The organism is Streptomyces sp. CB02414 (genome assembly GCF_001905385.1).
Classification (GTDB): domain Bacteria; phylum Actinomycetota; class Actinomycetes; order Streptomycetales; family Streptomycetaceae; genus Streptomyces.
This window is the reverse complement of the sequence record NZ_LIPF01000011.1, coordinates 52,701-73,712: the sequence shown is the minus strand read 5'-3', so window position 1 is coordinate 73,712 and position 21,012 is coordinate 52,701. Positions and strand designations below refer to the sequence as shown.

Below are 21,012 nucleotides of genomic sequence, written 5' to 3'. Positions count from 1 at the left end.
GCGGTGAACTCCCCCTGGGAGGGCGTTAGATTGGCTCGCGGACGGTGGACGTAGCGGCTGGTCAGGGGGAAAGGGCGATGGACAGCGACGGGATGCGGGACGCGCGGGGCACGCGGCGAGCGGTACCGCGCCCGGCAAGCGGTCCGCCGCCGATGCCGCAGGGGCCTCCTTCGGTGGCGCCGCCGGCCGAGCGGGCCCCGCAGGCGTCGCCGTCCCTGGCGGCGTGGCTCGACGCTCCCAGGCCGGACGCCGCGACCGGAGTCTGGCGGTTCGGCCACGTCCCGCCGAAGCTGGCCACGCGGAGGCCGAAACTGGCCCCGGCGTCGGTGGCGGGAGCCGCCATCCCCCTGGTCATCGGAATCGTGCTGTGGTCCATGTGGGTCCAGGGCGTGTTCCCCTACAAGACGGTGCTGGTCGGACTCGTCACCCCCGACGACTGGTGGTACCCGGGGACCCTGTGGCCGGTCGACTCGGTGTGGCAGGCCAGGTACGCCCTGATGGCCATCGACAACACCGTCTTCGTCCTGCTCCTGTGCACCATGGGCTACCTGGGAAGCTGGCCCACCCTGGTCCGTCACTGGCTCGGCCGCTGGCAGCAGCCGACCCGTGCGGCCGCCACCGCCGCGGGTGCGGTGCTCGGCCTGCTCCTGGTCTTCCCCGTTTTCGACAGTGACCCGCTCCCCGTCTACACCACGGTCGTCGTCGTCATCGCCCTGCTCAACGGCGGCTGGGACGTACTGGGATCGCCAGTGGCCATGTTCCTGGTCGACGCCTGCATCACCCTCGCGGTCGTGGTGCCGTGCGCGCGCTGGGGCGACTGGCTTCCGCTGTTCCGGCAGTGGCAGGCCGCCCGCCGGGCCGGGCCCCGCCCCAAGGACGAGCCCGCCGCCACGGCCCCTCCCTCCCAGTGGCCGCTCTTGCGGGCGGCGGGGAACACGCACGAGGCGGACCTGCTGACCGCCGAAGTCCTCACCGGGCGGATGAACGACGTGGACTGCGCACGGGTCCGCCGGGCCTGGGACGTACTGCGGGGCGAAGGGCGTCTCGCCACGTTCACCGACACGGTGCGGCGTCACGGTGCCGCTGCCTGGACGCATCCCTCGGGCTGCCGCGACCTGCCACTGCGTACCTCGACACACGACCTGCTGGCCGGCCAGGTACGCATCGGACGCTGTGGCACCGAGGAGGGGACCCCCGCCCCGTACCGGGGCGCGGGAGTGGCGCTCGACCTCGCGGCACTCGGTACGTCCCTGCTCGCCGTCGGGCCGCCGGAATCCGGGAGGAGCGAGCGGCTGACCGCGCCGGTCGTCGAATCCCTCGCCCTCGAGGCGCTCACCGGCGCCTGCGCGCTGGTCGCGGTGAGCGGGCCCGGCCGCCCCGCGGGTCCCGACGGGGCGTTCGACGTGGTGATCAGCCCCGGGGACCCGGCCTCCCCGTACGACCTGCACCTGTACGGCGAGACCACCGACCCCGACGACGCGGCGGCCGTCCTCGCCGAGTGCCTGGTCGGCGACCTCCAGGGCTTCGACACCGGGCGGGCGGCCACGGTGCTGGCCCAGCTCCTCGGCCCGTACCAGGCCGCGCACGGTCACTTTCCCGCCGTGCCGGCCCTGCGGGAACTCCTGGAAGGACGCCCTGAGGCCGTCTCCGCGCTGCTGGAGGCGCTTCCGCCCGAGGAGGCGCCCACGCTCCGCCGGGAGCTGGACCCCTGGGTGCGGCGGACCGGCACCGCGCTCGACGTCGGCTCCGTTCTCGCCGACCGGCTCTCGCGCCTGGACCGTCCGGCGTTCAGGGACTTCCTCGGCGTGGGGGCGGCGGAGGCCGGAGAGGACACGGAGCGCCCGTTCTCCCTGCGGGCGCTGCGCCACCATCCCCTGCGGGTGCGCATCGATCTGCCCGGACACGGGCACGACGAGGCCGCGCAGATGCTGGCCCGGCTGGTGCTGGCCCAGTTCCTCGCCGTGGCCCGCTCCAGCGGCGACCGCCCGCACTTCGTCTGCCTCGTGCTCGACGACGCCTCCGGTGCCGTCACCCCGGGCACGGTACGGGCCGTTCAGCGGCTTCGGTCGGACAACGCCGGTGTCGTGCTCGGTCTGCGCAGCCTGAGTGAGGTTCCCGAGGCGCTGCACGGGCCCCTGCTGGGAGCGGTCGGCTGCCGGGCGGTGTTCTCCGGTGTCACCACCTGGGACGGGCGGGCCTTCGCGGAGGCCTGGGGCACCGAGTGGGTGGAGACGACGGAGGTGGCCCAGCACACCGTCTTCGCCGACCAGCCGATCACGCGTGCCATGCACGCCCTGCGCAAGCTGGTCACCGGCAAGGCGGTGACCACCGAGGCCGTCACCGTGCGCCAGGTCGAACGGGAACGCTGGTCGGCGTCCGAGCTGGCGCACGCCGTGCCCGCCGGACACGCCGTGCTGTCACTGACCAGCGTCAAGGGCGAGCACACGCCGCCGCTCCTGGTGGACCTGCGCGGGTGACCCGTCCGGGGCGGGCGCCCGGGGACCGTACAGTGAGGCAGAATCGGCACAGGTCGTTCATACGCGACGGCCAAAAGATCACAGACGCCTCACCGCACGCCCACCCCGCCCCGCCCTTCCCACCGACGCAGACCCGAAGGCCCAGGCCCCCATGCCCCCCACGCTCGCCTCGCTCGTCCACCACTCCGCGCTCAAGCTGACCGTGCGCGCGGGCGAGGACCGCCTCGACGTACCGGTGCGCTGGGCCCACGTCAGCGAGCTCGCCGACCCCGTGCCCTACATGGAGGGCGGGGAACTGCTGCTGATCACCGCGCTCAAGCTCGACGCCGGGGACCCCGAGGCGATGCACCGGTACGTGAAGCGGCTGGCCGGTGCCGGAGTGGTGGGGCTCGGCTTCGCCGTCGGCGTCAACTACGACGAGATCCCCGAGGCACTGGTCGAAGCGGCCCGCAAGGAAGGGCTGCCGCTGCTGGAGGTGCCCCGCCGCACCCCCTTCCTCGCCATCAGCAAGGCCGTGTCCGCCGCGATCGCCGCCGACCAGTACCGGGCGGTCACGGCGGGCTTCGCGGCCCAGCGCGAACTGACCAGGAAGGCGCTCACCGACGGCCCCGAAGGGCTGCTGGCCGCGCTCGCCGCCCAGGTCGACGGCTGGGCGGCGCTCTACGACGCCTCGGGCGCCGTCGTCGCCGCGGCCCCGGAGTGGGCCGGCCGCCGGGCGGCACGCCTCACGGCCGACGTCCAGCGGCTGCGGGAGCGCCCGGCCCCCGCCTCCTCCGTCGTCGGCGGGGCCGAGTCCTCGGACCACCCGGAGAACGCCGACCGCGTCGAACTCCACTCCCTCGGCACCTCCCGCAGGCCCCGCTCCGCCCTCGCCGTCGGCACCGCCGCCGCCCCCGGCACCGCCGAGCGGTACGCCGTCCACTCGGCCATCGCCCTGCTGACCCTGACCACCGAACGCTCGCGCTCGCTCCACGAGGCCGGGCTGCGCATCGACGCGGCGGTCCTGCGCATGCTGCTGGCCGGCGAACCCGACCACGCCCGCACGGTCGCCGGTGACCTCTACGGCGGCCTGCTGGACGCCCCCTTCCGCATCATCGTCGCCGAGCCGGCCTCGGCGTCCGCCGCACGGGCGCACGCCGGTCCACAGGCTCGCGTACCCGCCGCCGACACCGACGGTGACCCGCTCGGCGCGCTCGCCGAGGTCGTGGAGTCGGCGGCCGCCCGCTCCGGCGAGGCGGTGCTCGTCGTCCCCGAGGGCGAGCGGCTGGTGGTGCTGGCCACGGACGAGGGCGCGGCCGTCGCCGCCTGCGCCGAGTACGCGACGGCGCTGGAGACCGCCCGCCCGGCACCCGAACCGATGCCGAACGGCGACGTCGACGGCCTGGTCGTCGGCCTCTCGGCGCCCTCCGGGCCCATCGCCGCCTCCACCGCCTACAAACAGGCCGAACAGGCCCTCTCGGTGGCCCGCCGCCGAGGACGCGTCTGTGTGGAACACGAACACCTGGCGGCCGGCTCGGTCCTCCCCCTCCTCGCCGACGACGCCGTACGCGCCTTCGCCGACGGACTCCTGCGCGCCCTGCGGGACCACGACGCGACCGGCCGCGGCGACCTGGTGGCCTCCCTGCGCGCCTGGCTCTCCCGCCACGGCCAGTGGGACGCGGCCGCCGCCGACCTCGGCGTCCACCGCCACACCCTGCGCTACCGCATGCGCCGGGTCGAGGAGATCCTCGGCCGCTCCCTGGACGACCCGGACGTGCGGATGGAGCTGTGGCTCGCTCTGAAGGCAACCTCGACCGACTAGAACTTCCGTGTCGTCGTGCGTGCAGCCCGAGTCGCCGGGGCCGCCGCGCCCGTAGGGTGAGCGGATGCTCAATCGACTCCAGATCGGCGCGTTGCCGCCGGGCCCCCGATGGGCTGCCCAGTGGCAGGTGCGGGTCGACGGCGAAGACGTGGTCGCGGAGGCGGTCGGCGAGGGCGGACGCGGCCCGTTGGCGCACGAGATCCTGCCCGCCGACGGTCCCAGCCTCCTGTGGGCGACCGAGCGAGGGCGGCGTGTGGTGCTGGGAGAGCCCGAGTGCACGGGCGGATGCTGCGGTTGTCTCTCCGTGTTCGTGCAACGGCACGGAGGCATCGTGGAGTGGTCCGACTGGCAGGTCCCCGACGGCGAGGTGCGTCCCTCGGCCTTCCACTTCGACGCCGGTCAGTACGACGCCGAAGTGGCCCGGGTCTCGGCCGACCGAGGGCGGCAGGCCGACGCGGGGTCGTGAGGCCCCGCCCGCGTTCGAGGACGACCCCTCCTCACATCCCGCCGACCTCCACCTGGCCACCGCGTCGAACAACCCACCCCCACCACTACACCCCGGACAAACACCCCCCACCGCCCCCCGCCCTACCGTGGACCCCGCACCCCGTACAGACGTACGCACACCCCCAACGCGGAAGGGCCGGGACTCCACGATGACTTCCACCCACGCCTTCTGGCTCGCCGGCCGCCAGGCCACCGGCGACGCCGCCTTCGACGTCACGTCCCCCTGGGACGGCAGCCACGTCGGCACGGTGAGCCTCCCGACCGACGCCCAGGTGGAAGAGGCCGTGGCCGCCGCGTACGCCGTACGGGACGAGTTCGCCGCCACCCCCGCCCACACCCGCGCCGCCGCCCTGGACCACGTCAGCCGCCGGCTGGCCGAGCGCACCGAGGAGATCGCCCGCCTGATCTCCGCCGAGAACGGCAAGCCGATCAAGTGGGCCCGGGGCGAGGTCGGCCGCGCCGTCTCCGTCTTCCGCTTCGCCGCCGAGGAGGCCCGCCGCTTCAACGGCGGCGAGGCCCAGCGCCTGGACACCGACGCCGGCGGCCAGGGCCGCCTCGCCCTCACCCGCCGCTTCCCCAAGGGCGTCGTCCTGGGCATCGCGCCCTTCAACTTCCCGCTCAACCTGTGCGCCCACAAGATCGCCCCCGCGATCGCCGCCGGCGCGCCGATCATCCTCAAGCCGGCCCCCGCCACCCCCCTCTCCGGCCTGATCCTCGGCGAACTGCTCGCCGAGACCGAGCTGCCCGCCGGCTCCTGGAGCATCCTTCCGGTGCCGAACGAGAAGATGCCCGCCCTCGTCCAGGACGAGCGCCTGCCGGTCATCTCCTTCACCGGCTCCGAGACCGTCGGCTACGCGATCATGGACTCGGTCCCGCGCAAGCACTGCACCCTGGAGCTGGGCGGCAACGGCGCGGCCGTCGTCCTCGGCGACTGGGCGAGCGACGCGGACCTGGACCGGGCCGCGCAGCGCATCGCGACCTTCTCCAACTACCAGGGCGGCCAGTCCTGCATCTCCGTACAGCGTGTGATCGCCGACGCCGCCGTCTACGACCGCCTGCTGCCGCGCGTCGTCGCCGCCGTCGAGGCCCAGGTCACCGGCGACCCGAACGACGCCGCCACCGACGTCGGCCCGCTGGTCAGCGAGGCCGCCGCCGAGCGCGTGGAGTCCTGGGTCGACGAGGCGGTCGCCGCGGGCGCCACCCTCCACACCGGCGGCAAGCGCGACGGCGCCTCCTACGCGCCGACCGTCCTCACCGACCTGCCGGCCGGCACCACCCTCGCCTGCGAGGAGGTCTTCGGCCCGGTCCTCAGCGTGCAGAAGGTGAACGGCGAGGCCGAGGCCTTCGCGGCCGTCAACGACTCCAAGTACGGCCTTCAGGCAGGCGTCTTCACCCACGACCTGGAGACCGCCTTCCGCGCCCACCGCGCCCTGGAGGTCGGCGGCGTCGTCATCGGCGACGTCCCCTCCTACCGCGCCGACCAGATGCCGTACGGCGGCGCCAAGCAGTCCGGCGTGGGCCGCGAGGGCGTCAAGTACGCGATGGACGACTACACCTACGAGCGGGTGCTGGTCCTGACGGGCCTCGCCCTCTGACCCACCCCGAGAAGGCCGGCGGCCCGAACCCACTGTGCGGGGGTTCGGGCCGCCGGCGTGTTCCGGTGACGAGCGGCGGCGTTCAGCCGGCGTCCAGCTGGTGGTCGGCCCAGACGTAGGTCTCCGGGAGCAGCTCGGCGACGGGAACGGCCCGGGCACGGTCGCCGCCGCCGACGATCACCTTCAGGGTGGGGAAGTAGTCGAGGAGGACCTGGCGGCACCGGCCGCACGGCGGGACGATGCCCCGGTCGCGGTCGCCCACGGCGACGATCGTGTCCAGCTCGTAGGCGCCCTGGGCCGCCGCCGCGCCGATGACGACCAGCTCGGCGCAGGGCCCGCCGGTGAAGTGGTAGGCGTTCACCGCCGTGACGATCCGGCCGTCCCGGGCGCGGGCCGCGGCCGCCATGGTGTGGTTGTCGCCCCGGCAACGGGTGCGGGCCACGTGGGCCGCGGCTTCGACGAGTTCCTGGTCGACGGGGTGGAGCTGCGTGGTCATCGTCCTGCCTTCGTCAGGTGCGGGGCGGCGCGGAGCCGTCGGCCGTCAGTCGTCAGCCGCCGGCCGGTGTGCGGGCGGGGGCGGAGGGTCAACTGTGCCGGAACGCGCCGGCTCCCCCGACAGCAGGTCCCGCAACACCGCCCAGTAGCGGTCCCAACTCCACTCCGAGCGCACCCAGTCGCGTCCCCTCGCACCCATCGCGCGGGTGAGCCCGGGGTCGCGCAGGAGCCGGATCAGCCGGTCCGCCGTCGCCGCCGGTGGGCGGCCGTCCACTACGTGCCCCGTCTCGCCCTCCCGCACGGTGTCCGGGGCACCGCCCGAGTCGCCCGCCACGACCGGGAGCCCGGAAGCGGCGGCCTCCAGGTAGACGATGCCCAGGCCCTCCACCTCCAGGCCGCCGCCCCGGGTCCGGCAGGGCATGGCGAAGACGTCGGCGGCGGCGTAGAACGGCGGGAGCGCGTGGTGGGGGTGGCCGTCGGCGAAGACGACCGAGTCCAGGACCCCCTCGTCCAGCGCGAGCCGGCGCAGCGCGGGGGCGTACGGGCCGTCGCCGACCAGGAGGAGCACCACGTCGGGGACCGCCCTGCGCACCCAGGGCAACGCCCTGATCAGGGTGTCCTGTCCCTTGCGCGGGACCAGCCGGGCCGTGCAGAGGATCACCGGGCGGTGGCCCAAGGCCGTACCTGGTCCGGACCGGATGCCGGGCACCGAGAGGTGGAAGACCCGGGCGGCGAGTCCGGGGCCCGGCACCGGTAGCCACCGGCACTGGGCCCCTTCACCGCGCCGGCCTGCTCCGGACCCTCAACCGGAGAAGCCGACGTGCGCGAGCCGCAGGGCGCCGCGCAGCGTGATGCGGAGGTCGTGCACGCCCTCGGCGGCCATCACGGCGCCGGTCTCCACGTAGTCGTACGGGCCCGGCGTCGGCGTGTCCGGGGACAGCACCGCCACCGACGGGCCGCCGTCGAGGGCGATCTCCACGCTGCCCTCGCCCGCCACCGTCACGGTCACCCCCGCGACGCCCCGGCCGAAGTCGCAGGAGCGGTAGAGGAGTTCGCAGGAGCCGCCCGTCACGGGTGTCACCGCGTCGCCCGCCACCTTCGTGCGGTCCACGATCTCCGTGCCGCTCTGCTCGTCGAAGTCGGCCGCGTCGAGGCCGTGTTCGCGTACCGGGCGGGCAGCGGCCGGGTCTCCGTCGAGCCGCACGGTCGCCGTCAGCCGTACGTCCTCGCTGGAGGCGCCCACCAGCAGCGCGTACGGGCCGGGTTCCAGCCGCCACCGGCCGTGGGCCACGTCCCAGAACGCGAACGCGGACAGCGGGACCTCGAAGGACACCTCCTCCGTCGCCCCCGGGGCCAGCGTGAGCCGCCGGTGGGCCAGCAGCTCCCGGCGCGGGCGCGGGAGCGAGGGCTCCTCGGCGCGGGTGTAGAGCTGCGCCACCTCGTCGGCGGTGACGTCCCCCGTGTTGGTGACGGTGAAGGAGACGCGCACCGAGTCGTCCCCCACCCGGGCGGAGAGGTCCGCGTAGCCGAAGGACGCGTACGACAGGCCGTGCCCGAACGGGAACAGCGCGGTCCCCTCGAAGTAGAGATAGGTCTGGCGGCTCCCGATCACGTCGTAGTCGAGCAGACCGGGCAGGTCGGCGTCGTCGGCGTACCAGGTCTGCGGGAGCCGCCCGGCGGGGGAGGCGTCGCCGGCGAGGATCCGGGCCAGCGCGGTGCCGGCCGCCTGGCCGCCGTGCGCGGTCCACAGCACCGCCGGGAGCGCGTCGGCGTCGACGGCGTACGGGTAGGCGGAGACCAGCGTCAGCACCGTGCGGTCGTTGGCGGCGCGGGCGGCGCGCAGCAGTCGTTCCTGGTGGGCGGGCAGCCGCAGCGTCGTACGGTCCTCGGTCTCTCGGCCGTTGATGTGCGGGTCGTTGCCCGCCACCACCAGGACCACGTCCGCCTCCGCCGCCACCCGCGCCACCGCGTCCTCGCCGCGCTCGGCGACGACCAGCTCGAAGACCTCGGCGCCCGAACCGTCTGCGCCGCCCGCGTCGTCGGCGGCAACCTTCACGCCGTCGGCGGCGACACAGACGGGGCGCCCCGTTCCCAAGTGCCTCAGGAGGTGACCGTTCCCATGCGGTTCCAGCCGGAAGGTCTCCTGCACGACCCAGCCGCCGGGCTGGTCGGCGGAGGCGCGCAGGAAGCCGTCCTCGGCGACGGACAGGTACCGGCCGTCCGGTGCGCGCAGCGTGAGGACGCCCTCGCCCCAGTCGGCCAGCGCGAGTTCGGTGCCGTCGGCGTCGGTGGTGAGGGGCGGCAGGTCGGTGCGGCCGGCGAGCAGCGCCGGGTCGAGGGCACCCTCGGAGCCCGGGGACCCGGCGGGGGAGTCCGCCGAGTCCTCCGCCGGGAGCACGTGCAGGAACCTGCCGGCACCGGTGCGCAGCCGGACCCGGTCCACGCCCTCCGCGAAGCTCACGCGTTCGGCGCCGAACCGCTCGTACAGGCCCTCCAGCGGAGTCGAGCGGTGGATGAGCGTGCCGCTGTACCAGTCGAGCTTGCACTCGTCGGCGAGCAGACCGACGACGGCGATCCGGGTGTCGGGGGCGAGAGGCAGCACACCGTCGTTCGCGAGCAGGACGACCGCCTGCTCGGCTGCCTCCAGGGCGAGCGCGCGGTGTCCCGGGGTGTCGAAGTCGTCCGTGCCCGCGTGCGGGTCCCGCGCCGGGTCGAACTCGCCGAGCCGGAACCGGACCGAGAGCTGCCGGCGCACCGCCGCGTCGATGTCGGCCTCGGTCAGCAGGCCCTGCTCCAGGGCGCCCCGGACCCGCGCGACGATCTTCGAGGAGTCCGTGCCGTGGTCGGTGAAGCTGTCCACGCCGGCCCGCAGCGCGGCGGCGGTCGCCTCCTCGTGGGTGTCGAAGTAGTGCTCGGAGTCGACCAGGTTGGAGGGCGCGCCCGCGTCCGAGCAGACCAGGAGGTCGTCCTCGGTCCAGGTGCGCAGGTGGCGCCCGAGGTACGGGGAGACGTGGTTCGGGCGGCCGTTGACCAGGTTGTACGCCGGCATCACTCCGGCCACCGCGCCCGCCCGGACCGTCTCGTGGAAGGCGCGCAGGTCGTACTCGTTCAGCACGCGCGGGCGGACGGACGCCGAGGACGTGTCCCGGTCGGTCTCGTTGTTGTGCGCGAGCCAGTGCTTGAGGACCGGTGCGGTGCGCCAGTACACCGGATGGTCGCCGCGCAGGCCGCGGGTGTACGCGGTCGCGATGGCGGAGGTCAGCTTCGGGTCCTCGGAGTAGCCCTCCTCGTTGCGGCCCCACAGGGGGTGGCGCAGCAGGTTGACGGTCGGGGACCAGACGTTGAGGCCGACGCGCTCGTCCCGGGCGCGCATCGCGCGGGCCTCCTTGGACACCGCCTCGCCGACGCGGCGCACCAGGCCCTCGTTCCAGGTCGCGCCCAGGCCCACGGCCTGCGGGAAAACGGTCGCCGGGCCCATCCAGGCCACTCCGTGCAGGGCCTCCTGGCCGGTGCGGAACGCGGCGATGCCGAGGCGTTCGACGGCGGGGGCGAACTGGTGCAGGAAAGCGGTCTTCTCATCGAGCGTCAGCCGCGACAGCAGGTCGTCGACGCGCTTCCCGAACGGCAGGTGCGGATCGCGGAAAGGCGGCGTGGGCGGCGTGGGTGCGGTCACGTGAGGTTCCCCTTGCGATGGAGCGGCGAACGCTTTCGAAGCGCTTCGATGCTCATTCGCCGCATGGGTGGGTGTCAAGACGTCAGGGAATCTTGGAAGCGACCCTTGTGCGGCCCCAGGGGTTCACCTAACCTCGCAGCAACATCGAAGCGCTTCGACTACGGGGCGGTGACCCAAGGACGCACCCGTAGGTGCATCCGGAACCGCGTATTCCTCCGACGACCGCTTCAGCTCAGCCAGTTCCAGTGAAGACACCGCAGCCGACGGCCACCGCCGGGTGTCCTGGTGCGCCATGAAGGGTTGACGCAATGACGCCGAACGCCGCCTCCGGTCCCAGCCGGAGAAAATTCCTCGCCTCCTCCGCGGCCGTCACCGCAGCGGTGGCGGGAGGAATGCCGCTGCTCTCCGCCTGCGGCGGGGGGTCCGACGGCGGTTCGCGCGACGGCACCACGTCGGGCAAGGACGCGAAGAAGCTGCTGCCGGCGTACGTGGCCGGCAACGTGGTCACCCCCGACATCCCCAGCAAGAACGGCTCCGCGGTCGGCTTCACCGGCAAGCTCGACCTCGCGGACCTGAAGACCTCGGTGCCCAAGAAGCTCGGCAAGGGCGGCGAGGTCACCGTCATGTCGCCGTTCTGGGGCTCCCCGCCGAAGGACGGCAACGCCTACTACAAGGCGATGAACGAGCTCATCGGCGTCGACGTGGTCTGGCAGAACCAGGACGGCAACACCTACGACCAGAAGCTCGGCGCGGTCCTCGCCTCCAGCGAGGTGCCCGACGTGGTGGTCGTGCCCGGCTGGAACATGACCGGCAGGATACCCAGCGCCATCATCAGCAAGTTCGCCGACCTCGGCCCGTACCTGTCCGGGGACGCCGTCAAGGAGTACCCCAACCTCGCGGCGATCCCCACCGACGCCTGGCGGCGGTCCATCTTCGGCGACAAACTGCGCGGCCTGCCGATGCCGGCCTCGTACGTCACCGGCATCGTGCCGCTGTACCGGCAGGACGTCTTCGAGAAGGAGGGCTACGACGTCCCCCGGTCCTGCGACGAGTTCATGGCGTTCGCCAAGGACGCCACCAACGCGAAGGCCAAGCGCTGGGCCTGCCTGGACATGAAGTGGACCGCCTTCAACGCCTTCGGTGTGCTCTCCGGCAACGAGAAGTCGCTCGGCTGGAACGAGGCCGACGGCAAACTGGTCTACCGCATCGAGACCGAGGAGTACCTCGAGGCCCTGGAGTGGACGCGCAAACTGTTCGCCGCCGGGGTCGTGCACCCCGACGCCAGGCTCGGCAAGTCCAACGCCGCCGACCCCGGGCCCAAGTTCGCGGCCGGCGAGTTCCTCGTCTACAACCAGGACTCCTCGCAGTGGTGGAGCCGCACCGCCGAACAGGCCACCCAGAACCCCGAGTTCAAGATCTGGGGCATGGACATCTGGGGACACGACGGCGGCGACCCGACCCTGTGGGCGCAGAACCCGGCGGGCATCTTCGCCTTCGTCAACAAGGACGCCCCGGAGTCCGTGGTCCGTGACGTGCTGGCCGTCGCCAACGTCACCGCCGCGCCGTACGGGACCAAGGAGTACATGGCCACCAACTACGGCGTCGAGGGCACCCACTACACCGTCGAGGACGGCGTGCCCACCAAGACCGAGCAGGGCAACATCGACGTGATGAACGCCTACGTGATGATCGCGAGCCCCGCTCCGACCATCGCCCACCCCGACTTCCCCGAGGTCGCCAAGGGGCAGGTGGAGTGGCAGCAGCGCATGGGCGCCTTCACCAAGAAGCCCACTTTCTACGGCATGCAGATCGTCGAGCCCGCCCGCTGGACCAACCTCTCCAACGACTTCGAGCAGTTGGAGGACGACGTCGTCCGCGGCCGCAAGAAGATCGGCGACGTGCAGCAGGCCGTCTCCGACTGGCGGAGCAAGGGCGGCGACAAACTGCGCGACTGGTACAAGAAGCTGCTCGACGAGAACGGCACGGCGGCGGGCTGACCGGTACCGAGGCGAGGAGAACGGCCGTGTCGAACAGCACGGTGCCTCGGACCAGGACCGAGGCCGATACGACGAAGAAGACCCCGGTGGCGTCCGGCGACGCCACCGGCTCGGGGAAGGGCAAGACGAACACGGGGAAGCTCAGTCTGCGGCTGAGGTTCCGGCGCGACCGCGTACTGCTGCTGATGACACTGCCGGCCGTCCTGCTGGTGCTGCTCTTCAACTACGTTCCGATCCTCGGCAACGTCGTCGCCTTCCAGGAGTACGACCCCTACATCAGTGAGAACGGGATCGTCTCCATCCTGCACAGCCCCTGGGTGGGGCTGGAGAACTTCCAGCGGATCTTCGAGGACTCCGCCTTCTGGAACGCGGTGCAGAACACGCTGGTGCTCTTCGTGCTCCAGCTGGTCCTCTACTTCCCCGTCCCCATCCTGCTCGCGCTGCTCATCAACAGCGTGGTCCGGCCCCGCGTCCGGGCGATCTCGCAGGCCATCCTCTACCTGCCGCACTTCTTCTCCTGGGTGCTGGTCATCGCCGTCTTCCAGCAGATGTTCGGCGGCGCGGGACTCCTCTCCCAGCTGCTGCGCGACCACGGGTACGACGGGCTCAGCATCATGACCGACCCGGACACCTTCAAGTTCCTGGTCACCGCGCAGAGCGTGTGGAAGGACGCCGGCTGGGGGATCATCGTCTTCCTCGCCGCGCTCGCCTCCGTCAGTCCCGACCTGTACGAGGCCGCCGCGATGGACGGCGCGAACCGCTGGCGCCGCATGTGGCACGTCACGCTGCCCGCGCTGCGTCCGGTCATCGCCCTGCTGCTGGTGCTGCGCGTCGGCGACGCCCTGACGGTCGGCTTCGAACAGATCCTCCTGCAACGCGGCGCCGTCGGACCGGGAGCCGCCGAAGTCCTCGACACCTTCGTGTGGTGGAACGGCGTGCGCAACCAGGACTTCGGCTACGCCGCCGCCGCGGGGCTGGTGAAGGGCGTGATCAGTCTCGGCCTGGTCCTGATAGCGAACAAGGTGGCCCACCTCATGGGCGAGCAGGGGGTGTACAAGAAGTGACCGCCGTGCAAGAAGCGACCGCCGCGCGGGAAGCGACCGGCGGGCCCGCGCGCAGGCCGAGCCGGTGGGCGGCCCCGCCCCGGCCGGTGTGGGAGGAGAAACCCAGCCGGGCCGGGCTCGCCGGCAAGGGCCTGGTCCTGCTCCTGGCCTGCCTGGCCATCCTGTTCCCGCTGTGGATCGTCGTCGTCACCAGCCTCTCCTCGCGCAAGGCCATCGACGAGGCCGGCGGACTGGTGATGATCCCGACGGACATCACCTTCGTCGCCTACCAGGAACTGCTCAGCGGCGGCCAGGTCACCCGCGCCGCGCTCGTCAGCGTCGGCATCACCCTCGTCGGCACCCTCTTCTCGATGGCGGTGTCGGTGCTGTGCGCCTACGGGCTGTCCCGCAGCGGTTCGCTGGGCCACCGCTGGATCCTCATGGTGCTGCTGGCCACGATGTTCTTCAGCGCGGGACTCATCCCGACCTACCTGCTGGTGCAGTCCCTGGGCCTGACGGACAGCTACCTCGCGCTGATCCTGCCCAGCGCGATCAGCGTCTTCAACATCCTGGTGCTGCGCGGCTTCTTCATGGGCATCTCGCAGGAACTGATCGACAGCGCCCGCATCGACGGTGCCGGGGACCTGCGCATCCTGTGGCAGATCGTCCTGCCGCTGTCCCGCGCGGTCGTCGCGGTCATCACCCTGTTCTACGCCGTCGGCTACTGGAGCGCCTGGTTCAACGCCTCCCTGTACCTGAACGACCAGGACATGCTGCCGCTGCAGAACGTCATGATCCAGCTCGTGCAGAAGCAGGAGGCGCCGGTCGGCCTCGGCCAGGCGATCAAGACCGGCGAGCTGTCCGGCCTGGCCGTGCAGATGGCCGTCATGGTCATGGCCCTGCTGCCCGTCGCCGTGCTGTCGCCCTTCGTCCAGCGCCACTTCAAGAAGGGCATGCTGACCGGCGCGGTGAAGGGCTGACGCCCTCCCCTCCGGCCCCGTACACATCCGCCCCGAGCCGCACAGAACGAGGTATGTCATGCATGCGTCCGTGTCACGCAGCCCGAGCCGGCGCGCCGTACTCGCCGGGACCGCGGCCGCCGCCGCGCTCACCGCCGTTCCGTTCGCTCCCGGGCGCGCACACGCCGCCGAGGACACGGCGGACGCCGCCCCCGCCTACCGCTGGCGCAACGTCGTCATCGGCGGTACCGGCTTCATCACCGGTGTCCTGTTCCACCCCCGCGTCCGCGGGCTCGCCTACGCCCGTACCGACATCGGCGGCGCCTACCGCTGGGACGACCGCGCCGACCGCTGGATCCCGCTCCTGGACCACCTCGGCTGGGACGACTGGAACCTGCTCGGCGTCGAGGCGATGGCCGTCGACCCCGCCCACCCGGACCGGCTCCACCTGGCCTGCGGCACCTACACCCAGGCGTGGTCGGCGAACGGCGCGATCCTGCGCTCCGAGGACCGGGGCAGGACCTGGCAGCGCACCGACCTCCCCGTGAAGCTCGGCGCCAACGAGGACGGCCGGGGCACCGGCGAGCGGCTCCTGGTCGACCCGCGCGACAGCGACACCCTGTGGCTGGGCACCCGGCACGACGGCCTGTGGCGGTCGACCGACCGGGGCGTCACCTGGGCCGCCGCCCCCGGCTTCCCCGCCGCCCCGACCCCCACCGGTCAGGGCGTCACCCTCCTGGTGGCCGCGGGCCGCACCCTCTACGCCGGCTGGGGCGACGCCGACGGCACCGCACCGAACCTGTTCCGCACGACCGACGGCACCACCTGGGAGTCCGTCCCCGGGCAGCCCTCCGGCAGCGCGGCCAGGGTCCCGGTCCGTGCCGCCTGCGACCGGCACACCCGCGAGCTGTACGTGACCTACGCCGACGCACCGGGCCCGAACGGCCAGTCCACCGGCAGCGTGCACAAGCTGCGCACGACCGACGACGGCTGGGCCGACGTCACGCCCGTCGAGCCGGGCGGCGCCGACACCTTCGGCTACGGCGGAGTCGCCGTCGACGCCCGCCGCCCCGGCACCGCCGTCGTCTCCACCAACAACCGCTGGGCGGCCGTCGACACCCTGTACCGGACCACCGACGGCGGCCGCACCTGGACGTCCCTGAAGGACTCGGCCGTCCTCGACGTCTCCGAGACCCCGTACCTGAAGTGGGGTGAGGAGCAGCCCAAGTTCGGCTGGTGGATCCAGGCCGTCGCCGTCGACACGTACGACTCGGAGCACCTCGTGTACGGCACCGGCGCCACCCTCTACGGCACCCGCGACCTGCGCCACTGGGCCCCGCAGATCCGCGGCCTGGAGGAGGCGTCCGTGACCCAGCTGATCTCGCCCCCGCGCGGGCGGGCACACCTGCTCAGCGGAGCACGGGACATCGGCGTCATGTACCACGAGCGGCTCACGGCGTCTCCCGCCCACGGCATGGCCACGAACCCCGTGTCCGGCTCGGCGACCGGACTCGCGCAGGCCGCCCGCAGACCGGCGTACGTCGTCCGGGCGGGCTGGGGCGATCACGGCAACGGCGCGTACTCGCACGACGGCGGCGTCACCTGGGCACCCTTCGCCTCCCAGCCCGGCATCGCCAAGGACGCACCCGGACCGATCGCCACCAACGCCGACGGCAGCGTGCTCCTGTGGTCCTTCGTGCACTGGGACGGCACCCGGCACCCGGCCCACCGCTCGGTGGACAACGGCACGACCTGGACCGAGGTCGCCTCCTTCCCCAAGGGCGCCACGCCGGTCGCCGACCCGGTGGACCCGGCGCTCCTCTACGCGTACGACACCGACGCGGGGACGCTGCTCGCCAGCACCGACGGCGGCCGCACCTTCACCGCCCGCGCCACCGGGCTGCCCGCCGGCGACGCCCAGTTCAAGCTGGCCGTGGCGCCCGGCCGCAGCGGTGACCTGTGGCTGAGCACCAAGTGGAACGGCCTCCACCGCTCCACCGACGGCGGCACCACCTTCACCAAGGTCGACAGCTGCTGGGCCTCGTACACCCTCGGCTTCGGCAAGGCCGCCGACGGCGCCGGCTATCCGGCGGTCTACCAGGTCGGCTCCACCGAGACCATCACCGCCGTCTACCGCTCCGACGACGAGGCGAAGAGCTGGACGCGGATCAACGACGACCAGCACCAGTGGGGGTGGACCGGCGAGACGATCACCGGCGACCCCCGCGTGTACGGCCGCGTCTACCTCGCCACCAACGGACGCGGCATCCAGTACGGAGACCCCTGCTGATGCCGAACCTGTCGGACACCACCCGCCACCGCATCCTCTACGGCGGCGACTACAACCCCGAGCAGTGGCCCGAGGAGACGTGGCACGAGGACGTCCGCCTGATGAAAGACGCGGGCGTCAACTCCGTCACCCTCGGCGTCTTCTCCTGGGCGAGACTCGAACCGCGCCCCGGCGTCCACGACTTCGCCTGGCTGGACCGCCTGATGGACCTGATGCACGAGAACGGCATCGGCGTCGTCCTCGCCACCCCCACCGCCTCGCCCCCGCCCTGGCTGGGGCACCTGTACCCGGACACCCTGCCTCGCGACGAGGACGGCCGCACCGAGTGGTGGGGAGGCAGGCAGCACTTCTCGCACTCCAGCGCCACCTACCGCCGCCACGCCGCCGCCATCACCGAGGCCCTGGCCGCCCGCTACGCCGGCCATCCCGCCCTCACCATGTGGCACATCAACAACGAGTACTGCACCTACGACCACGGTGACGAGGCCGCCACCCGCTTCCGCGGCTGGCTCCAGGACCGGTACGGCACCCTCGACGCCCTCAACACGGCCTGGGGGACGGCGTTCTGGAGCCAGGGCTACGGCGACTGGGCGGAGATCCTGCCCGCCCGCCGCACCCACTACCTCAAGAACCCGGCCCAGGTCCTGGACTTCCGGCGCTTCACCTCCGACATGCTCCTGGAGTGCTACGTCGCCGAACGCGACATCGTCCGCCGCCACACCCCGCACCTCCCGGTGACCACCAACTTCATGCCGCTCTGGTCCGGCCAGGACGCCTGGCGCTGGGCCGAGGAGGAGGACGTCGTCTCCGTCGACCTCTACCCCGACCCGCGCGACCCCCTCGGCGCCCAGGAAGGCGCCCTGGTCCAGGACATGACGCGCTCGCAGGCACGCGGCCCCTGGATGCTCATGGAACAGGCGGCCGGACCCGTCAACTGGCGCGGCGCCAACCACCCCAAGCCGCGCGGCCTCAACCGCCTGTGGTCCCTCCAGGCCGTCGCCCGCGGCGCCGACGCCCTCTGCTACTTCCAGTGGCGCCAGTCGAGGCAGGGCGCCGAGAAGTTCCACTCCGGGATGGTCTCCCACGCGGGGGAGCGGGGCCGCACGTACCAGGAGGCCAAGCAGCTCGGCGCCGACCTCGCGAAGCTCGGCCCGCACGCGGCGGACACCACCGTCACCGCCGACGTCGCCGTTCTGCACGACTGGCACTCCTGGTGGGCCGGCGCCCAGGACGGCCGCCCCTCCACCCGCTCCGACTACCCCGACGTCCTGCGCGCCTGGCACCGCGCACTGTGGGAGGCCCACCTCACCACCGACTTCGCCCACCCGGAACACGACCTGACCCCCTACAAGGCGGTTCTCGTACCCCAGCTCTACGCGCTCACGGACGCGGCGATCGACAACCTCCTCGCCTACGTCCGCGGCGGCGGCACCCTCGTCTGCGGCTTCCTGACCGGCGTAGCCGACGAGGACGACCGGGTCAGGCCCGGCGCCATGGACGCCCGGCTGCGCGAGCTGTTCGGCATCCGCGTCCTGCACGAGTGGTGGCCCCTGGAGGCGGACGAGACGGCCGCCTGCGACGGCTTCCGCGGCACCCTGTGGTCCGAGGAGATCGAACCCGACGGCACCGCCACCGAGACGATCCGCTACAAGGGCGGCGAGCTGGACGGACTCCCGGCCGTCCTCGGCAAGAACCGCGCCTGGTACCTCTCCACCCTCCCCGAGCCGGCGGCGCTGCGCGACCTGCTCGCCCGCATCGCCGCCGACGCGGGCGCCCGCCCCGCGCTCGACGGGCTCCCGGCCGGCGTCGAGGCCGTACGCCGCGGCGACCTGCTCTTCCTCCTCCACCACGGCCGCGACCCGGTCACCGTGGACGTCCCGGGCACCCACCGCGACCTGCTGACCGAGGCGACCGTCACCGACCGCGTCACCCTCGGCCGCCACGGCGTGGCCGTCCTCACGGAGCCGGCCCCATGACCGGTACGCCGGTGCACGGCACCTGGGAGCCCGAGCCCGCCACCCGCTGGGAGGACGCCTTCCTGACGGGCAACGGCCACCACGGCGCCCTCGTGTTCGGCGATCCGCACGCCGACCGGGTCGTCGTCACCCACCACACCCTCGTCCGCCCGAACGGCGACGAGCACCGCCGCCCACCCCGGCTCGCCGCCGGACTCCCCAACCTTCAGGACCGCCTGCTGGCCGGGGAGACGGACGCCGCCGAGAGCTTCACCGACGGGCGCCCGCTGCAATGGGTACGCCCCTTCCACCCGGCCTTCCAGCTTCGCCTGAACAGACCGCCCGGCGACGCCCGCTCCGACTACCGCCGCTCCGTCGACTTCACCACCGGTGAGACGACCGCCACCTGCGCCACCTGGACCAGCCGCGTCTTCGTCTCCCGCGCCGACGACGTCATCGTCCAGCACATCACCGCCCCGCACCTCACCCTCGACCTCTCCCTCGACCCCCGCCTCCCCGGCGCCCCCGCCGGCCTCGGCGTCGGCCACGGCGCCGTCCTCACCCCCGAGGGCGCCCAGCTCAGCCTGCGCGCCCGCTACCCCGGCGACAGCGGCCTGGCGTACACCGGCGTCACCCTGGCCGCCGTCACCGGCGGCACCACCAAGCTGGTCCCGCCCGGCGTGCTCGTCGAGGGCGCCACGGAGGTACTGCTCCTCACCCGGGTGCGCCGCCACACCGGCGAGCTGGACGTGGTCACCGAGGGCCGCGCCCTGCGCGACCTGCGGGAGGGGACGTCGTACGACGGCCTCCTCGACCGCCACCTCGCCCTGCACCGCACCGCCTACGACCGCGTCACCCTCGACCTCGCCGCCGACCCCGCCGAACGCGCCCTGCCGGGCTCCGCGCTGCTCGGACGCCCCCGCGGCACCGCCCTCCTGGAGCGCCTCTTCGCCGCCGGCCGCTACCACCTCCTGTCGGCGAGCGGCCTGCTCCCGCCCCGCCTGACCGGCCTGTGGACCGGCGACTGGAACACCGCGTGGTCCGGAGCGTTCACCACCAACGCCAACCTCAACCTCCAGACCGCCTCCGCCGCGGCCGCCGCCCTCCCCGAGGTCACCGAGGCCCACGCCGCACTGGTCCACCGCCAGCTCCCGGACTGGCGGGACAACGCCCGCGCGATCTTCGGCACCCGCGGTGTCGTCGCCCCCTCCCACACGGACGGCGAGTCGGGACACACCTGTCACTTCAGCCGCGAGTACCCGCTGCATTTGTGGACCGCGGGCGCCGACTGGCTGCTCAAGCCTCTCGTCGACCACGACGAGACCCGCGGCGCCCACGACCCCCGCACCACCGCCGCGCTCGCCGAAGCCGCCCTCTTCTACGAGGACTTCCTCACCCGCACCGACGACGACGGCCACGTACTCGTCGTCCCGTCCTACTCACCCGAGAACCGCCCCGCCAACGCCGGCTGGGGCACCGTCAACGCGGCCATGGACCTCTCCGCCGCCCGGCACGCCCTGCTGACCGCCGCCGACCGCCACCCCGCACACGCCGACCGCTGGCGCGCCCTCGCCGACCGTCTCCCACCGCACCGGACCAATGCCGACGGAGCCCTGGCGGAATGGGCGAGCCCGGGCCTGGAGGACACCTACGACCACCGCCACCTCAGCCACCTCTACGGCGTCTGGCCCCTCGACGAGATCAGCCCGTACGACACCCCCACACTCGCCGAGGCCGCCCACCGGGCGCTCGAACTGCGCGGCGCCGAGAACGACTCCGCCCACGGCCACCTCCACCACGCTCTGGTCGCGGCCCGCCTCCGGGACGCCGAGCGAGTCGCCCACGCCCTCGGCCGGGTACTCGACGGTGACTTCTTCCACGCCTCCCTGATGAGCGCGCACTACCCCCGCCGCGACGTCTACAACGCGGACGCCGCGCACGCGCTCCCGGCCGTGCTCATCGAGATGCTCGTGCAGTCCACCCCGGACCGGCTGGTCCTGCTGCCCGCGCTCCCGGAGTTCTGCCCGGCGGGCGAGCTCAAGGGCGTACGCACCCGGTTCGGGGCGGCACTCGACCTCACCTGGACGCCCGACGGCGACGCGACGGCCGTCCTGCGACCCGCCCGCACGCACCGCGTCGAACTCCGGACCCCCTCCGGCGCCGAGCCGCTCGACCTCGTCGCCGGAGCGGACCGCGTCATCGGCGTCAAGACGCGGTAGC

12 protein-coding genes and 1 pseudogene are annotated in these 21,012 nt (G+C 73.1%); 10 read left to right on the top strand and 3 right to left on the bottom strand.

The window, feature by feature from the left end; all coding sequences use genetic code 11:
* The first annotated feature begins 77 nt into the window (after positions 1-77).
* The 4 genes from AMK11_RS31515 to AMK11_RS31500 all read left to right on the top strand — a co-directional run bounded on the left by AMK11_RS31515 (position 78) and on the right by AMK11_RS31500 (position 6,380).
* Complete coding sequence (locus AMK11_RS31515) at positions 78-2,477, top strand: ATP/GTP-binding protein (protein ID WP_073731539.1); 2,400 nt, start codon at positions 78-80, stop codon at positions 2,475-2,477.
* Positions 2,478-2,628: 151 nt separating this feature from the next.
* A complete protein-coding gene (locus AMK11_RS31510) occupies positions 2,629-4,278 on the top strand; it encodes a PucR family transcriptional regulator (RefSeq protein WP_073731538.1) in 1,650 nt (549 codons plus the stop codon).
* Between the two features lie 64 nt (positions 4,279-4,342).
* Positions 4,343-4,744: a hypothetical protein gene (locus tag AMK11_RS31505; RefSeq protein ID WP_073731537.1), complete on the top strand. Its 402-nt coding sequence runs from the start codon at positions 4,343-4,345 to the stop codon at positions 4,742-4,744.
* 190 nt (positions 4,745-4,934) lie between these two features.
* Complete coding sequence (locus AMK11_RS31500) at positions 4,935-6,380, top strand: aldehyde dehydrogenase family protein (protein WP_073731536.1); 1,446 nt, start codon at positions 4,935-4,937, stop codon at positions 6,378-6,380.
* An 82-nt stretch (positions 6,381-6,462) separates the two neighbouring features.
* On the opposite strand, the gene AMK11_RS31495 is transcribed toward AMK11_RS31500, so the two are convergent.
* The 3 genes and pseudogenes from AMK11_RS31495 to AMK11_RS31485 form a co-directional block, all read right to left on the bottom strand.
* Positions 6,463-6,876, bottom strand: coding sequence for a cytidine deaminase (locus AMK11_RS31495; protein ID WP_073731535.1), 414 nt, complete (start codon positions 6,874-6,876; stop codon positions 6,463-6,465).
* A 45-nt stretch (positions 6,877-6,921) separates the two neighbouring features.
* Positions 6,922-7,639, bottom strand: a pseudogene (locus AMK11_RS37660) (glycosyltransferase family 4 protein); the annotation flags it as partial.
* A 38-nt stretch (positions 7,640-7,677) separates the two neighbouring features.
* A complete protein-coding gene (locus AMK11_RS31485) occupies positions 7,678-10,548 on the bottom strand; it encodes a glycoside hydrolase family 3 C-terminal domain-containing protein (RefSeq protein WP_073731534.1) in 2,871 nt (956 codons plus the stop codon).
* 308 nt (positions 10,549-10,856) lie between these two features.
* Between AMK11_RS31485 and AMK11_RS31480 the strand changes: the two genes are divergently transcribed.
* The 6 genes from AMK11_RS31480 to AMK11_RS31455 are packed head-to-tail and all read left to right on the top strand — an operon-like array spanning position 10,857 to position 21,011.
* Positions 10,857-12,545, top strand: a complete 1,689-nt coding sequence (locus tag AMK11_RS31480; RefSeq protein WP_073731533.1) for an extracellular solute-binding protein — start codon at positions 10,857-10,859, stop codon at positions 12,543-12,545.
* A 26-nt stretch (positions 12,546-12,571) separates the two neighbouring features.
* Positions 12,572-13,609, top strand: a complete 1,038-nt coding sequence (locus tag AMK11_RS31475; protein WP_073731532.1) for an ABC transporter permease — start codon at positions 12,572-12,574, stop codon at positions 13,607-13,609.
* A complete protein-coding gene (locus AMK11_RS31470) occupies positions 13,606-14,568 on the top strand; it encodes a carbohydrate ABC transporter permease (protein ID WP_073731531.1) in 963 nt (320 codons plus the stop codon). Before AMK11_RS31475 ends, AMK11_RS31470 begins: the two co-directional genes overlap by 4 nt.
* Positions 14,569-14,626: 58 nt before the next feature.
* Positions 14,627-16,837 (top strand): sialidase family protein, encoded by a 2,211-nt coding sequence (locus AMK11_RS31465; RefSeq protein WP_073731530.1) that lies wholly within the window; start codon positions 14,627-14,629, stop codon positions 16,835-16,837.
* On the top strand, positions 16,837-18,813 hold the full coding sequence (locus AMK11_RS31460) for a beta-galactosidase (RefSeq protein ID WP_073731529.1): 1,977 nt from the start codon (positions 16,837-16,839) through the stop codon (positions 18,811-18,813). Before AMK11_RS31465 ends, AMK11_RS31460 begins: the two co-directional genes overlap by 1 nt.
* Positions 18,810-21,011 (top strand): glycosyl hydrolase family 95 catalytic domain-containing protein, encoded by a 2,202-nt coding sequence (locus AMK11_RS31455; RefSeq protein WP_073731528.1) that lies wholly within the window; start codon positions 18,810-18,812, stop codon positions 21,009-21,011. Before AMK11_RS31460 ends, AMK11_RS31455 begins: the two co-directional genes overlap by 4 nt.
* Position 21,012 lies beyond the last annotated feature (1 nt).

Coding starts and splice junctions, on each gene's coding strand:
- AMK11_RS31480 (WP_073731533.1), top strand. CDS start 10,857: ATGACGCCGAACGCCGCCTCCGGTCCCAGCCGGAGAAAATTCCTCGCC.
- AMK11_RS31495 (WP_073731535.1), bottom strand. CDS start 6,876: ATGACCACGCAGCTCCACCCCGTCGACCAGGAACTCGTCGAAGCCGCG.
- AMK11_RS31510 (WP_073731538.1), top strand. CDS start 2,629: ATGCCCCCCACGCTCGCCTCGCTCGTCCACCACTCCGCGCTCAAGCTG.
- AMK11_RS31455 (WP_073731528.1), top strand. CDS start 18,810: ATGACCGGTACGCCGGTGCACGGCACCTGGGAGCCCGAGCCCGCCACC.
- AMK11_RS31465 (WP_073731530.1), top strand. CDS start 14,627: ATGCATGCGTCCGTGTCACGCAGCCCGAGCCGGCGCGCCGTACTCGCC.
- AMK11_RS31500 (WP_073731536.1), top strand. CDS start 4,935: ATGACTTCCACCCACGCCTTCTGGCTCGCCGGCCGCCAGGCCACCGGC.
- AMK11_RS31460 (WP_073731529.1), top strand. CDS start 16,837: ATGCCGAACCTGTCGGACACCACCCGCCACCGCATCCTCTACGGCGGC.
- AMK11_RS31515 (WP_073731539.1), top strand. CDS start 78: ATGGACAGCGACGGGATGCGGGACGCGCGGGGCACGCGGCGAGCGGTA.
- AMK11_RS31505 (WP_073731537.1), top strand. CDS start 4,343: ATGCTCAATCGACTCCAGATCGGCGCGTTGCCGCCGGGCCCCCGATGG.